Genomic DNA, 13,666 nt, shown 5'->3' on the forward strand with positions numbered 1-13,666 from the left:
CTTTTTCATTTTCTCCAGAAGCAAAAGCCACTACATAGCGGCCATGACCAAGGACAGTGCACTTCTCGATGCCCCGCAGCCCAATGCTTTGGAGCTTGGCCTGCGCGATGGCTCCAACAGCCGTAAGGTCTTCATCAAGACCTACGGCTGCCAGATGAATGTCTACGACTCGACGCGGATGAGCGATGCGCTCGCCCGTGATGGCTACGAGCCGACCGAAGACATGGAAGAAGCCGATCTCGTCCTACTGAACACCTGTCATATCCGCGAGAAGGCTGCCGAGAAGGTCTATTCCGCGCTCGGACGTCTGCGTGAGATGAAGAAGCGCAAAGCAGCCGACGGCCGCGACATGATGATCGGCGTCACCGGTTGCGTTGCCCAGGCCGAGGGTGAGGAAATTCTCCGCCGCGCGCCAGCCGTCGACGTCGTCATCGGCCCGCAGACCTATCATCGCCTGCCGGAGGCGCTACGGCGCGCCAAGGAAGGCCAGCGCGTCGTCGATACGGAATATGCGATCGAGGACAAGTTCGAGCATCTGCCGATTGCCGAGAAGACGAAGATCCGTGCCCGCGGTGTCACGGCCTTCCTGACCGTGCAGGAAGGCTGCGATAAGTTCTGCACTTTCTGCGTCGTGCCTTATACGCGCGGCTCCGAAGTCTCCCGTCCGGTCGCCCAGATCGTCGAAGAGGCTGAAAAACTTGTGGATGGCGGTGTGCGTGAAATCACGCTGCTCGGCCAAAACGTCAATGCCTGGCACGGAACCGGACCTTCGGGCGAAGCCTGGAGCCTCGGCGACCTGCTTTACCGGCTGGCGGAAATTCCGGGCCTTGCCCGGCTGCGCTATACCACCAGCCACCCGCGCGACATGGACGACCGGCTGATAGCGGCCCATCGCGATCTGCGTACGCTGATGCCCTATCTGCATCTGCCGGTTCAGTCCGGTTCCGACCGCATCCTCAAAGCGATGAATCGGCGGCATACGGCGGCGGAATATCTCGCTTTGATCGAAAAAATCCGTGCAGCGCGGTCGGATATCGCCCTTTCGGGTGATTTCATTGTCGGTTTCCCGGGGGAGACAGAGCAGGATTTTGCGGATACACTTCGTCTTGTGGAGGAGGTGAACTATGCGCAAGCCTTCTCGTTTAAATATTCGACGCGCCCTGGAACGCCGGGTGCGGAATTGAAGGGCCAAGTGCCGGAAGAGATCAAGGCGGAACGGCTGGAACGATTGCAGGCGCTGCTTTTGAAGCAGCAGCATGATTTTGCTGATGCCTGCGTCGGCAAGGTGGTCGATATTCTGCTGGAAAAGCCGGGCCGCATGCCGGGTCAGTTGATCGGCCGATCTCCTTGGCTGCAATCTGTGAATGTTGATGCAAAAGCATCGCAAATCGGTGACATTATCAATGTACGAATCACCGGAACCAGCACGAACAGCCTTTTTGCTGAGTTGCTTTAGGTTCCGGACAGGCAAAGGAGCCGGACCGCTTGAACGGACAGGAATTGGTTTCTTCTTCATCGCGCCAGCCACGCACCGCGAGCGACGCCAATCACTTCATCCTGACGTTCGAGAACAATCGGTTCGCCAGCGAGCTTTTCGGACAGTTCGATCAGAATTTGAAGCTGCTGGAGGAGCGCCTTGGTATCGACGCGCGCGCCCGCGGCAACTCCGTCATCATCACGGGCGATGTGCTGGCCACCAACCAGGCACGCCGCACACTCGATTATCTTTATGACAAGCTGCAGAAAGGTGGGAATGTGGAGCGCTCCGACGTGGAAGGAGCAATCCGCATGGCGGTTGCCGCCGACGACCAACTGACGCTGCCGACGATGGAGAAAAAAGCCAAGCTGACGATGGCGCAGATTTCGACGCGCAAGAAGACGATCATCGCGCGTACGCCCACTCAGGACGCCTATATCAGGGCGATGGACCGTTCCGAAATGGTTTTCGGCGTCGGCCCGGCCGGTACGGGCAAGACCTATCTCGCCGTCGCCCATGCCGCTCAGCTTCTGGAGCGCGGCGCAGTCGAAAAGATCATCCTGTCGCGCCCGGCCGTCGAAGCCGGCGAGCGTCTGGGCTTCCTGCCCGGCGATATGAAGGAGAAGGTCGACCCCTATCTCCGCCCGCTCTATGACGCGCTCTACGATATGATGCCGGGCGACAAGGTTGAACGCGCCATCACCGCCGGCGTCATCGAAATCGCGCCGCTCGCCTTTATGCGCGGTCGCACGCTTGCCAACGCCGCCGTCATCCTCGACGAAGCGCAGAACACCACCTCGATGCAGATGAAGATGTTCCTGACGCGTCTCGGCGAGAATTCGCGCATGATCATCACGGGCGACCCCAGCCAGATCGACCTGCCGCGCGGTGTCAAGTCAGGCCTGGTGGAAGCCTTGCAGCTCCTCCACGGCGTGGAAGGGATATCCATCATCCGCTTCAAGGATACGGACGTCGTCCGCCATCCGCTGGTGGCGCGCATCGTCAGGGCTTACGACTCGACCTACGCCTCGCCCGTCGAGGGCGGTGAGGTCGATCCGCAGATCTGATGGCCGATCTCGATATACAGATTAGCGTCGAGGAGGGCGATTGGCCTTCCGAGGATGAGTTGCAGGCTCTGGCCGAGCGCGTGTTGGGCGCGGCTGCGGCCTATCTCGAGAAAAACGAGAAGCAGCCCTTCCCGAAAATGGCGACGGAATTGTCGCTGGTTTTCACCGACGATGCCTCGATCCGCGAGATCAATGCGGAATGGCGTGAGCAGGACAAGGCGACCAACGTCCTGTCCTTCCCCGCTTTTCCGCTGGCGCCCGGCGGTAAACCCGGCCCGATGCTCGGCGATATCATCGTCGCCAAAGAGACGGTGGAGCGGGAAGCTGTCGAGCTGGAAAAGAGTTTTAACGACCATCTGACCCATTTGATGGTGCATGGTTTCTTGCATCTCTTCGGCTACGACCATATGAATAATAGCGAAGCCGAAAGAATGGAGGGGCTGGAGACTCGCATTTTGGCGGGTCTTGGCCTATCTGATCCCTATGCGGGGCAGGACCCCATTTGACTTGAACCCTGTCTGATCAGGAACAATGAGCGACTTTACGACAAGACCGGCCTCCGAGGCCAAAGACGGAGCTGAAACCGCCTCCTCCGATGAGGTAGGCAGTAGTAGCGGCAAACGATCACACTCATCCTTCTGGGCCCGCGCTGCGCGCATTCTGCGCCCAGCTCAAGGATCGGCGCGTCTGCGCGAGGATCTCGCCGATGCCCTGATGACCAATGCCACCGATGACGACGCTTTCTCGCCGGACGAGCGGGCGATGCTGCACAACATCCTCCGTTTCCGCGAGGTGCGGGTCGAGGACGTCATGGTGCCGCGCGCCGATATCGAGGCGGTCGACCAGAACATCACCATCGGCGAGCTGATGATCCTGTTCGAGGAGAGCGGCCGCTCGCGCATGCCGGTCTATGCCGAAACGCTCGATGATCCGCGCGGCATGGTGCATATCCGCGATCTCCTGTCCTATGTCGCCAAGCAGGCGCGCAACAAGCGCCGCGGCGGCAACGGCAAAGCGGCAGCCGCTGCGGCGTCTGCATCGGCTACAGGCCCGGCCGAGAAGCCAACGCGCTCCGCCAAGCCGAATTTCGACCTTTCGCGCGTCGATCTTCAGAAGACGCTGGCTGAAGCCGGCATCATCCGCAAGATCCTGTTCGTGCCGCCCTCCATGCTGGCGTCTGATCTTCTCCGCCGCATGCAGGTCAACCGCACGCAGATGGCGCTCGTCATCGACGAATATGGCGGCACCGACGGCCTCGCCTCGCATGAAGACATCGTCGAAATGGTCGTGGGCGACATCGACGACGAACACGACGACGAGGAAGTCATGTTCAAGCGCATCTCCGAGGACGTCTTCGTCGCCGATGCCCGCGTCGAACTGGAGGAGATCGCCGAAGCGATCGGCCCGGATTTCGACATCAGCGAGCAGGTGGACGAGGTGGATACGCTCGGAGGCCTGATCTTCTCCGCACTCGGCCGTATTCCGGTTCGCGGCGAGGTGGTCCAGGCGCTACCGGGCTTCGAATTCCACATTCTCGATGCCGATCCGCGTCGCATCAAGCGGCTGCGCATCACCCGCAAGCGTCATGCCCTGCGCCGCCGTCCGGCTAAGGCGGAGGGCGAAGGCGGCGTGCTTGAGCGCGATCTGCCGTCGCCGGATACGCTTCCGGACGAATCTCAGGCCGAGCAAAAGACTGCCAGCCAATAAATGGTGCTTCAGCAGGACAAATCGCTGCTTTTTTGAAAGACTGCCGCCAATTGATTCGCAGTTTGGACGGAGCGCGCGCATGGAACGACTTTCGGGCAGGGTAATCCTCGTCTGGGGTTTCAAGCGCGCACTTCTTGCCATCCTTGCCGGGGCCATCGGCGTTCTCGCTTTGCCGCCCTTCGGCTTCTTCGCGGCGATGTTCGTTTCTTTCACGCTGCTTGTCTGGCTGCTGGATGGCGCTGCCGCCGGCCCCGATAGCGGCTTCCTCGGTCGTCTCTGGCCGGCCTTTGCCATCGGCTGGCTGTTCGGCTTCGGCTATTTCGTCGCCGGTCTCTGGTGGCTCGGCCACGCGCTGCTGATCGACGCCGATGAATTCGCCTGGGCACTACCGCTGGCAATCCTCGGCCTGCCGGCGTTTCTGGCGATTTTCTACGGCGTGGCGGCGGCTCTGGCCCGGCTGCTCTGGTCCGACGGCATGGGGCGCATTGCCGCGCTTGCCTTCGCTTTCGGGCTGCTCGAATGGCTGCGCAGCTTCCTTTTCACCGGCTTTCCCTGGAATGCCATCGGCTATGGCGCCATGCCCACACCGCTGATGATGCAGTCGGCGCATGTGCTCGGCGTGCTCGGCGTCACCACGCTTGCTGTTTTTGTCTTTGCCGCTCCGGCACTGCTCGGAACGCGCCAGGGGCGGGTGCCGGGGATCGGGCTTGCCGTGCTCATCGCCGCCGCGCATTTCGGTTACGGCTATTATGCGCTCAGTCTGCCGGCACCGCCGGCCGGCGGCAAGGCGGCCCCGGTGGTGCGCATCGTCCAGCCTGCGATCGATCAGGAAGCCAAGATGAACACGGATGCCGATCGCGCCGCCATCTTCGACAAGCATCTCTCGCTCTCGGTCCAGCCGCCCGTTAATGGCGGCAAGCGGCCCGACATCATCGTCTGGCCGGAGACCTCTGTGCCCTTCATCCTGACGGATAATCAGGACGCGCTGACCCGCATTGCCGATCAGCTCGATGACGACCAGATCCTGATCACCGGCGCCGTTCGCGTCGAGGACATGGGTCCCGGTCTCGAGCCGCGCTACTACAACTCCATCTACGTGATCGACGGTCGCGGTCAGATCATCGGCGCTTCCGACAAGACCCATCTCGTGCCTTTCGGCGAGTATGTGCCCTTCGAAAACATTCTCGGCTATCTCGGCATTCAGAACGTCATCGAGCTGCCGGGCGGCTTTTCGGCCGCCGCCAGCCGGCATTTGCTGACGCTGCCAAGCGGCGTCAAACTCTACCCGCTGATCTGCTACGAGATCATTTTTCCAAACGAAATGACGCCGGAAATCCGGCAGGCCGACGCGATTCTGAACGTTACGAACGATGCCTGGTTCGGCGATACGCCAGGCCCCTATCAGCATTTCCTGCAGGCGCGGGTGAGGGCCGTCGAACAGGGTTTGCCGCTGATTCGCAGCGCCAATACAGGGGTTTCGGCCTATGTCGACGCTCACGGACGTTTGATTTCCGGAATCGACTTTAATGAGCAAGGATTTGTCGATGCCACTTTGAGTAGCGCAACCGTCTCAGCAATCGATGATAGAATGCGAAATATGTACTTCTGGTTGGCGATCGGGGGAGTCGGTATGATCGCTGTGATTTCACGCATGGGTTTTATTCCAAGGGCGAATTGACCAAAAAACCCTAAAATTGCATAGTGGTTGTTGTCTGCCTTTTGAACGTAAACTAGAAGCCGGGTGGGGCGTCGGCTGCAACGTAGCGTTATAGGGGTGGTTAAGGGCACCGGTTGGCAGGACCTGGATTCAACCTATGTTAGGGCAATATGATGATTGAGAACAAAAAAAAGCCGAACCCCATCGACATTCATGTCGGGAGCCGCATCCGCCTTCGCCGCACTATGCTGGGCATGAGCCAGGAAAAGCTGGGCGAGAGTCTCGGTATCACCTTTCAGCAGATTCAGAAGTACGAGAAGGGCACCAACCGCGTTGGCGCCAGCCGTCTCCAGAATATTTCCAGCATTCTTAACGTTCCGGTTTCCTTTTTCTTCGAGGACGCGCCGGGTGAGCACGCGGCAAGCGCCGGCGGCATGGCCGAGGCCTCCAGCTCCAATTACGTGGTCGATTTCCTCTCTTCCTCCGAAGGGCTGCAGCTCAACCGCGCCTTCGTGAAGATCTCCGACGGCAAGGTCCGTCGCAAGGTGGTCGAACTCGTCAAGGCGCTCGCCGCCGAGGCAGACGCCGAATAAGCTTTCGAAGCACCACTGTAGAGCGGCAAAGTCGTAAGGCGGTCATTTTGGCCGCCTTTTCCATGTTTATGGCAAAATTTTATCACTTTCGCCGGGATATAAAGATATATTTATGTCCTTCTGTGGCTTGTTTTTCGTGCCCGACACGAATATCAAAAGCGGAGATTTGTTCTTTGAGGGGAATCCCATATGCGCGCGAATTATCTGTTCACCAGCGAGTCTGTTGCCGAAGGTCACCCGGATAAAGTCTGTGACCGCATCTCCGACGAAATCGTCGATCTGGTTTACCGCGAAGCGGCAAAGACTGGCGTCAACCCCTGGGGCGTGCGCATTGCCTGCGAGACCCTTGCCACCACCAACCGCGTCGTCATCGCTGGCGAAGTTCGTCTGCCGCCGAGCCTGATGAAGAAGGACAAGGACGGCAACGACGTCATCAATCCCTCGAAGTTCAAGGCCGCTGCCCGCCGCGCCATCAAGGATATCGGCTACGAGCAGGACGGCTTCCATTGGAAGAAGGCGCGCATTGACGTTCTCCTGCACTCGCAGTCCGCCGACATCGCCCAGGGCGTTGACAGCGCGGCCGACCAGCAGGGTGACGAGGGTGCCGGCGACCAGGGCATCATGTTCGGCTACGCCTGCAAGGAAACGCCCGACCTCATGCCGGCGCCGATCTACTATTCGCACAAGATCCTGCAGTTGCTCGCTTCTGCCCGCAAGAAGGGCGAAGGCGAAGTCGCAAAGCTCGGCCCGGACGCCAAGAGCCAGGTCACGGTCCGCTATGTTGACGGCAAGCCGTCCGAAGTGACCTCGATCGTTCTTTCCACCCAGCATCTCGACGATAGCTGGGACTCGAAGAAGGTTCGCTCCGTTGTTGAGCCCTACATCATCGAAGCGCTCGGCGACCTGAAGATCGCCTCCGATTGCAAGTGGTACATCAACCCCACCGGCAAGTTCGTCATCGGCGGCCCGGACGGCGACGCTGGCCTCACCGGCCGCAAGATCATCGTCGACACCTACGGCGGCGCAGCCCCGCACGGCGGCGGCGCATTCTCCGGCAAGGACACGACCAAGGTCGACCGTTCCGCAGCCTACGCAGCTCGCTATCTCGCCAAGAACGTCGTTGCGGCGGGTCTGTCCGATCGCTGCACGATCCAGCTTTCTTACGCCATCGGCGTTGCCCAGCCGCTGTCGATCTATGTCGACCTACACGGCACGGGCAAGGGCGTCACCGAGGATCAGGTTGAAGCGGCTATCCGCAAGAACATGGACCTGTCGCCGACCGGCATCCGTCGTCACCTTGACCTCAACAAGCCGATCTACGCCAAGACCTCGGCTTACGGTCATTTCGGCCGCAAGGCAGGCCGCGACGGTTCGTTCTCCTGGGAGCGCACCGACCTCGTCAAGGCGCTGAAGGAAGCCGTGAAGACCCGGGAAGCTGCATGACCGATACCGAGCGCCGGTCGCGGGCGACGGAAGCATTCTTCGGCCGGCGCAAGGGAAAAGCCTTGCGCGGCCAGCAGGCCGAAAGGCTGGAAGCACTGCTGCCGCAATATCTCGTCGATCTCTCCGCACCGGCACCGCAGCCGCTGAATGATCTGTTCCAGGTGCCGACCGAACGTCTGCGCCTGGAAATCGGCTTCGGCGGCGGCGAGCACCTGATCCACCGGGCGCTGGAATATCAGTCAACTGGCTTCATCGGCGTCGAGCCCTTCGTCAATTCCATGCAGAAGCTGCTTGCCCGCGTCGACGAGACCGGCGCGCGCAATATCCGCGTCTATAATGACGACGCAACCCAACTGCTGGACTGGCTGCCAGATACCTGCCTCGACCAGATCGATCTGCTCTATCCCGATCCCTGGCCGAAGAAAAAACATTGGAAGCGCCGCTTCGTTTCTCAGGTCAATCTCGATCGCTTCCATCGTGTCCTGAAACCCGGCGCCTTCTTCTGCTTTGCCTCCGATATCGACACCTATGTCAATTGGACGCTGCAGCACTGCCATGCCCATGGCGGCTTTGAATGGATGGCAGAAAATGCCAGCGACTGGCTGACGCCCTATGAGGGCTGGCCGAGCACACGCTATGAAGCCAAGGCTCGGCGTGAGGGCCGATCTTCGGCCTATCTGACGTTCCGCCGCGTTTGACCCGATATCGCTGGATCATCCGGCGTTGCAATTGAATTCCACTGCCATAGGCTGCCGGAATGAGCGACTATCAGTTTCGAATCTCCCTGCGTATCTGGCATCCGGAATTTGATCCGGCGTCCATCGCCGCGGCCGTCGGATTGAGGCCGGTAGCAGCCTATCAAGCCGGCGAGCCTATGCGCGGCAGCGACGGACAGCTTCTGAACATGGTATCGGAAGCCAATTACTGTACCTTCGAACTCGCCGCCGGCCAGAGCACCCCGTTGGCGGAAGCGCTTTCCGGTATCCTCACCAAGCTGGAAAGTCGCGCGGACGGCTTGGCAGCCCTCAAGGAGAGCGGCGGTGAATTGGAGCTTTTCATCGGCTGGTTTATCGATCGCAATGGCGGGGATACATTTCCACCCGAGCTTCTGGGGCAAGCATCAAGGCTGGGGATCGCGCTGGCTTTCGATGTCTACGGAGCTTAGGAGCGCCGTGAGGCGCTTATGCCGAAAACGACAGCCTAACCGCTGTCGTCCGCTTAATCGCTGCGTTTAAGGGCCTTAATGCAGGCTGACAGTCTTCAACTCGTCTTCAGCCGCCTTGTAAAAGGTGCTGGAGCGGTTATCCGTCAACAGGATCGGGGTGCCGTCGGCACCGAAGAGCGCCCACAGATCGACGCTTGGATCGATGTCCGGCGCCTCGGGGAAGCAACGGGAAACTTCGTCCGAATGTATCTTTCTGACATAAGCAACTTCACCGGCACCGATATCGGCCAGTTCGGATTGAGTCAGGCAGGCAGTGGCTTCTCTCAAAAGCATGTTCGCACCTCCAGCATGAGAGACCAACGGCAATCAGCCGTTGTCTTACTGTGAGACCGAAATGTTAATTTTCTTTACCATCCGGTCCGGTTCCGGCCGAATGAGATCAACGGAAAGGAGGCCATTCTTCAAGACGGCGCCAAGCACCTGCATGCCGTCAGCCAAAACGAAGACGCGCTGGAACTGACGCGCCGCAATGCCGCGATAGAGATAATCACGCTCCTCTTGCTCCACCTGCCGTCCGCGGATCAAAAGCTGGTTTTCTTCCGTGGTGATATCGAGCTCATCTTCCGAGAAGCCGGCAACCGCAAGCGTGATGCGCAGGCGCTCAGGCTCGCCCGAGAGGCGGTCAGCCCGCATGCGTTCGATATTGTAAGGAGGATAACCATCGCTGGCCTTGGAAATCCGCTCCAGCGTCTTTTCCATGGTGTCAAAGCCCAGAAGCAGAGGGCTGGCAAAGGGAGTCGTCCGGCTCATTGTCTCAAGTCCTTGGTAGCAAGCGACCTTTCCGGACCTGATCTTTCAGCACCCGGTTATGTCTAATATGGGAGCAGGGGCAGGGGAGTGCAAGGAGGCGTCGCCTTCGCATTTGCGAGATTGATTATGGTGCAGGAATGCCGATGATAGCGCCGGCGTGCGGCTGCTTGACAAAGCACAAAGGGCCTCGCATCAAGGTTTGCCGAACTGCACCGGAGGAAAGCGACAGATATGACCGAGCCCAGAAAAATTATCATCGATACCGATCCCGGCCAGGACGATGCTGCCGCGATTTTCCTCGCCTTCGGAAGCCGCGAGGAGATCGACGTGCTCGGCATCACCACGGTCGCCGGCAATGTGCCGCTGCGTCTGACGAGCCGCAATGCCCGTATCGTCTGTGAGCTCTGCGACCGCCGCGATGTGAAGGTTTTTGCCGGTGCCGATGCGCCGCTCAAGCGCAAGCTGGTCACCGCTGAACATGTTCACGGCAAAACCGGCCTCGACGGCCCCAACGTGCCGGAACCGACCATGGAGCTTCAGCCCGGCCATGCCGTCGATTTCATCGTGGAGACCCTGAGAAACGGGCCGGCGGGCGCGGTCACGCTCTGCACGCTCGGTCCGCTCACCAATATCGCGCTCGCCTTCCAGAAGGCGCCAGACATCATCGCCCGCGTCCGTGAGCTGGTAATGATGGGCGGCGGCTTCTTTGAGGGCGGTAACATCACGCCGGCTGCCGAATTCAACATCTATGTCGATCCCGAGGCCGCCGATGTTGTCTTCCGTTCGGGTGTACCGATCGTGATGATGCCGCTCGACGTGACGCACCAGCTTCTGACCCGCAAGGATCGCGTGGCGCGGATCGCCGCCGTAGGCTCCGCCCCGGCCAAGGCCATGGTCGAGATGCTGGAATTCTTCGAACGTTTCGATATCGAAAAATACGGCTCTGATGGCGGTCCGCTGCACGACCCGACCGTCATCGCCTATCTTCTGAAGCCGGAGCTTTTCAAAGGCCGCGATTGCAATGTCGAGATCGAGGTGACGTCGGAACTGACCGTCGGCATGACCGTTGTCGACTGGTGGCATGTCACCGACCGCAAGCACAACGCCAAGGTCATGCGCCATGTTGATTCAGACGGTTTCTTCGCGCTGCTGACTGAGCGTTTTACACGCATCTGATTTGGCTGCAGCATGAAAATGAAAAGGCCGCCGGATCGCTCCGGCGGCCTTTCCTGTTTATCATTAGTCGGCTCAGAATTCTTCCCATTCACTCTGCGCCAGCGCATTCGCGCCCTGGGTCTGCGGCTGCACTTTGCGAGCCGGAGCAGCAGAAGGGGCGGCGCGGCGGGCAGGGCTAGGCGCGCGCATCTGCTGGGCGGTAGCCCGCAGTGCGGTAGCATTATCCTGACCACTGCGTGACGTGCGGAAGCGGGCGACCAGCGATTTCAACGTTTGAGCCTCGTCGTTCAGCGTCACGCTGGCGGCGGTGGTTTCTTCCACCATTGCGGCATTCTGCTGCGTCACCTGATCCATCTGGTTCATGGCCGAGTTGATTTCCTTCAGCCCGATCGCCTGTTCGCTGGCGGAAGCCGAGATCTGGCGGATGAGGCCGTTGATCTCCATCACCTGCTCGGCGATCTTGTGCAGCGCACTGCCCGTGCGGCCGACGAGATCGACGCCTTCCTTGACCTGGCCGGCCGAGGTGTTGATCAGGGTCTTGATCTCTTTGGCGGCATTGGCCGACCGTTGCGCCAGTTCACGCACTTCCTGCGCCACGACGGCAAAGCCCTTGCCGGCTTCTCCGGCGCGGGCCGCTTCGACACCGGCATTCAGAGCGAGAAGGTTGGTCTGGAAAGCGATCTCGTCGATCACGCCGATGATGCGTGAAACTTCCTGCGAGGACTGCTCGATGCCATGCATGGAAGCGATCGCCTTCTGCACGATCTCGCCGGAGCGTCCGGCATCATCGGATGCCGCGTTGACGCTGCTGGCAGCCGTGCGGGCATTTTCGGCGCTGGAATTGACCTGAGCCGTGAGCTCGTTGAGCGCAGCGGCGGTTTCTTCCAGGCTTGCCGCCTGCTGCTCGGTACGGCGGGCAAGGTCCGAGGCGCTGTTGCTGATCTCGCCCGTGCCGCCGCCGATATTGCCGACGCTGAGGTTCACGGTATGCACCGTCTCTTCCAGGCTGGCGAGCGCGGCATTGAAGTCCTGTTTCAACTGAGCGTACTCGCCGGGGAATTCCTCCGCGATGCGGTGGCTGAGATTGCCCTTGGAGAGTTCGGCCAGGCTCTGGCCGAGAATGGTGACGACGCGCCTCTGCAGCGCCACGGTTTCGCCCCGCTCCGCTTCTGAACGGTAACGTTCGCCTTCGGCGGCACGACGCTGGTCGTTGGCTTCAGCCTCCAGCCGCTTGGTATCGGCAAGGGCGAAGCGGAAGCCTTCGAGCGCCTTGGCGACCGAGCCGATCTCGTCGGCGCGGTCCTGCCCCTCCACGGGTTCGGCATAGTTGCCGGCACTGAGGCTATTGACGGTGGCGACCAATCCGCCAAGTGGCTTCTGCACGAAGGTGCGTACGGCGGCGTAAAGCGCCAGCATGACGGCAGCGAGCACGAGGATGCCGCCGATGATCATCATATAGGTTTGCTCGCGCACCGGTCCGGCAATCGCACTGTGAGGCACGTCAATGAGCACGACCCAGGTGGCATTGAGGCCGGGCACTGCGAAGGGATAGACCACGCGGTCGAAGCCTTCCGTGTCGCCATCGGCAAGGTTCTTCACGAGACCCGCCTTCGATGAGGTCAATGCCGCCTTGATGGCGTCGGCGCCCTCGCCGCTATAGTCCTTCATCAGCAGGTCCTTGTTCGGCGCCACCAGCCACTTATTGTCTTGGGACACCAGGAGGACGCGGCCGGAGCCGAAGGGATGCAGGTTCTGCAGCTTGATGGAGAGCGAAGCGAGCGAGATGTCGACGCCGGAGACGCCGATCACCTTGCCGCCGGACATGACGGGATAGGCGATCGAGCTCATGGTTGTCGGAACTTCGGTGCCTTCGGCCAGGTATGGCGGCGTGATCGCGCCCTTGCCGCTATCGGCGGCGAGCTTCCACCAGGCGGCGGTGTAGTCGTTGTCGAAGGTGGAGAACTGGATGCCGCCATCCTTGGTCTTCGACCAATAGGGTGTGAACACGCCCTTGTCGTTGACGCCTTCGTCCTTGTTGTTGGCAAGTTCAGTCGTCTTGCCGTCGAACGTGCCAAGTTTTTCGCAGAACCAGCTACCGAAGGCGAAGGCGTTCTGCTCGACATTGGCCTTGAGGATATTGATGATGCCCTTGCGATCGAACGTATGGCCCTCGTGGCCGCGCCCGATAATGGCCGCCATGGAACGGGCGGCGCTGGCAAGCTCGCCGACATTGGCGGCAATTTCATTGGAGATGGATTTGGCCTCGCTATTGGCCTGATCCATGGTCAGCATTTGCACGCGATCGCGGTTCTGCGAAATCAGCAGGAAGTTTGAGACGAACAGAACCAGCGCAATCGCTACCCCAGTGACCAAGATGAGCTTGGCCGCAAGCGATTTCATACGAAAGATGGACATCATTTCCTCGAGAGAACGATGCGTCGGATGCACATTATCCGGATGCAAGGTCAGCACAGGATGACCCCATCATGGGGCCCGCCGTGAAAGCGCCTGCCGCTGCGAGACAGCCATGCGCGGCAGGCGTGAGGAGAATGATCGTGAAGCGCAAAAATT

General features: G+C 60.3%; 13 protein-coding genes. 10 read left to right on the plus strand and 3 right to left on the minus strand.

Features of this window, described 5'->3' with window-relative positions:
* The first annotated feature begins 43 nt into the window (after nt 1–43).
* From miaB to C9E91_RS02740, 9 genes are all read left to right on the plus strand, one after another.
* Nucleotides 44–1,456: a tRNA (N6-isopentenyl adenosine(37)-C2)-methylthiotransferase MiaB gene (gene miaB, locus C9E91_RS02700; protein ID WP_107106822.1), complete on the plus strand. Its 1,413-nt coding sequence runs from the start codon at nt 44–46 to the stop codon at nt 1,454–1,456.
* A gap of 29 nt (nt 1,457–1,485) precedes the next feature.
* Entirely contained in the window at nt 1,486–2,544 is a 1,059-nt protein-coding gene (locus tag C9E91_RS02705) for a PhoH family protein (protein ID WP_107106823.1), read from the plus strand.
* Complete coding sequence (gene ybeY, locus C9E91_RS02710) at nt 2,544–3,050, plus strand: rRNA maturation RNase YbeY (RefSeq protein WP_107106824.1); 507 nt, start codon at nt 2,544–2,546, stop codon at nt 3,048–3,050. Before C9E91_RS02705 ends, ybeY begins: the two co-directional genes overlap by 1 nt.
* Before the next feature lie 25 nt (nt 3,051–3,075).
* Nucleotides 3,076–4,251, plus strand: coding sequence for a hemolysin family protein (locus tag C9E91_RS02715; protein WP_107106825.1), 1,176 nt, complete (start codon nt 3,076–3,078; stop codon nt 4,249–4,251).
* 79 nt (nt 4,252–4,330) lie between these two features.
* Nucleotides 4,331–5,929 carry an apolipoprotein N-acyltransferase gene (gene lnt, locus C9E91_RS02720; RefSeq protein WP_107106826.1) on the plus strand — a complete coding sequence of 533 codons (1,599 nt, stop codon included), beginning with the start codon at nt 4,331–4,333 and terminating at the stop codon, nt 5,927–5,929.
* Nucleotides 5,930–6,081: 152 nt separating this feature from the next.
* A complete protein-coding gene (locus C9E91_RS02725) occupies nt 6,082–6,501 on the plus strand; it encodes a helix-turn-helix domain-containing protein (RefSeq protein ID WP_107106827.1) in 420 nt (139 codons plus the stop codon).
* A gap of 189 nt (nt 6,502–6,690) precedes the next feature.
* Nucleotides 6,691–7,944 carry a methionine adenosyltransferase gene (metK, locus tag C9E91_RS02730; RefSeq protein ID WP_107106828.1) on the plus strand — a complete coding sequence of 418 codons (1,254 nt, stop codon included), beginning with the start codon at nt 6,691–6,693 and terminating at the stop codon, nt 7,942–7,944.
* Entirely contained in the window at nt 7,941–8,642 is a 702-nt protein-coding gene (gene trmB / locus C9E91_RS02735; protein WP_107106829.1) for a tRNA (guanine(46)-N(7))-methyltransferase TrmB, read from the plus strand. Before metK ends, trmB begins: the two co-directional genes overlap by 4 nt.
* A gap of 59 nt (nt 8,643–8,701) precedes the next feature.
* Nucleotides 8,702–9,109, plus strand: coding sequence for a DUF4279 domain-containing protein (locus tag C9E91_RS02740; protein ID WP_107106830.1), 408 nt, complete (start codon nt 8,702–8,704; stop codon nt 9,107–9,109).
* Nucleotides 9,110–9,184: 75 nt separating this feature from the next.
* On the opposite strand, the gene C9E91_RS02745 is transcribed toward C9E91_RS02740, so the two are convergent.
* Both C9E91_RS02745 and C9E91_RS02750 read right to left on the minus strand, forming a co-directional pair.
* A complete protein-coding gene (locus tag C9E91_RS02745) occupies nt 9,185–9,442 on the minus strand; it encodes a BQ00720 family protein (RefSeq protein WP_107106831.1) in 258 nt (85 codons plus the stop codon).
* 45 nt (nt 9,443–9,487) lie between these two features.
* On the minus strand, nt 9,488–9,919 hold the full coding sequence (locus C9E91_RS02750) for an Hsp20 family protein (protein WP_107106832.1): 432 nt from the start codon (nt 9,917–9,919) through the stop codon (nt 9,488–9,490).
* 231 nt (nt 9,920–10,150) lie between these two features.
* On the opposite strand from C9E91_RS02750, the gene C9E91_RS02755 reads away from it, so the two are divergent.
* Complete coding sequence (locus C9E91_RS02755) at nt 10,151–11,095, plus strand: nucleoside hydrolase (protein ID WP_107106833.1); 945 nt, start codon at nt 10,151–10,153, stop codon at nt 11,093–11,095.
* Between the two features lie 72 nt (nt 11,096–11,167).
* On the opposite strand, the gene C9E91_RS02760 is transcribed toward C9E91_RS02755, so the two are convergent.
* Nucleotides 11,168–13,510, minus strand: coding sequence for a methyl-accepting chemotaxis protein (locus C9E91_RS02760; RefSeq protein ID WP_107107041.1), 2,343 nt, complete (start codon nt 13,508–13,510; stop codon nt 11,168–11,170).
* Nucleotides 13,511–13,666: the final 156 nt, after the last annotated feature.

The sequence above is a fragment of the Rhizobium sp. SEMIA4064 genome, assembly GCF_003025035.1.
Taxonomy (GTDB): Bacteria; Pseudomonadota; Alphaproteobacteria; order Rhizobiales; family Rhizobiaceae; genus Rhizobium; species Rhizobium paranaense.

Bases quoted from the DNA above. Each gene is read 5' to 3' on its own strand.
- miaB (WP_107106822.1), top strand. From the start codon at position 44: ATGACCAAGGACAGTGCACTTCTCGATGCCCCGCAGCCCAATGCTTTG.
- ybeY (WP_107106824.1), top strand. From the start codon at position 2,544: ATGGCCGATCTCGATATACAGATTAGCGTCGAGGAGGGCGATTGGCCT.
- C9E91_RS02715 (WP_107106825.1), top strand. From the start codon at position 3,076: ATGAGCGACTTTACGACAAGACCGGCCTCCGAGGCCAAAGACGGAGCT.
- lnt (WP_107106826.1), top strand. From the start codon at position 4,331: ATGGAACGACTTTCGGGCAGGGTAATCCTCGTCTGGGGTTTCAAGCGC.
- C9E91_RS02725 (WP_107106827.1), top strand. From the start codon at position 6,082: ATGATTGAGAACAAAAAAAAGCCGAACCCCATCGACATTCATGTCGGG.
- metK (WP_107106828.1), top strand. From the start codon at position 6,691: ATGCGCGCGAATTATCTGTTCACCAGCGAGTCTGTTGCCGAAGGTCAC.
- trmB (WP_107106829.1), top strand. From the start codon at position 7,941: ATGACCGATACCGAGCGCCGGTCGCGGGCGACGGAAGCATTCTTCGGC.
- C9E91_RS02740 (WP_107106830.1), top strand. From the start codon at position 8,702: ATGAGCGACTATCAGTTTCGAATCTCCCTGCGTATCTGGCATCCGGAA.
- C9E91_RS02745 (WP_107106831.1), bottom strand. From the start codon at position 9,442: ATGCTTTTGAGAGAAGCCACTGCCTGCCTGACTCAATCCGAACTGGCC.
- C9E91_RS02750 (WP_107106832.1), bottom strand. From the start codon at position 9,919: ATGAGCCGGACGACTCCCTTTGCCAGCCCTCTGCTTCTGGGCTTTGAC.
- C9E91_RS02755 (WP_107106833.1), top strand. From the start codon at position 10,151: ATGACCGAGCCCAGAAAAATTATCATCGATACCGATCCCGGCCAGGAC.
- C9E91_RS02760 (WP_107107041.1), bottom strand. From the start codon at position 13,510: ATGTCCATCTTTCGTATGAAATCGCTTGCGGCCAAGCTCATCTTGGTC.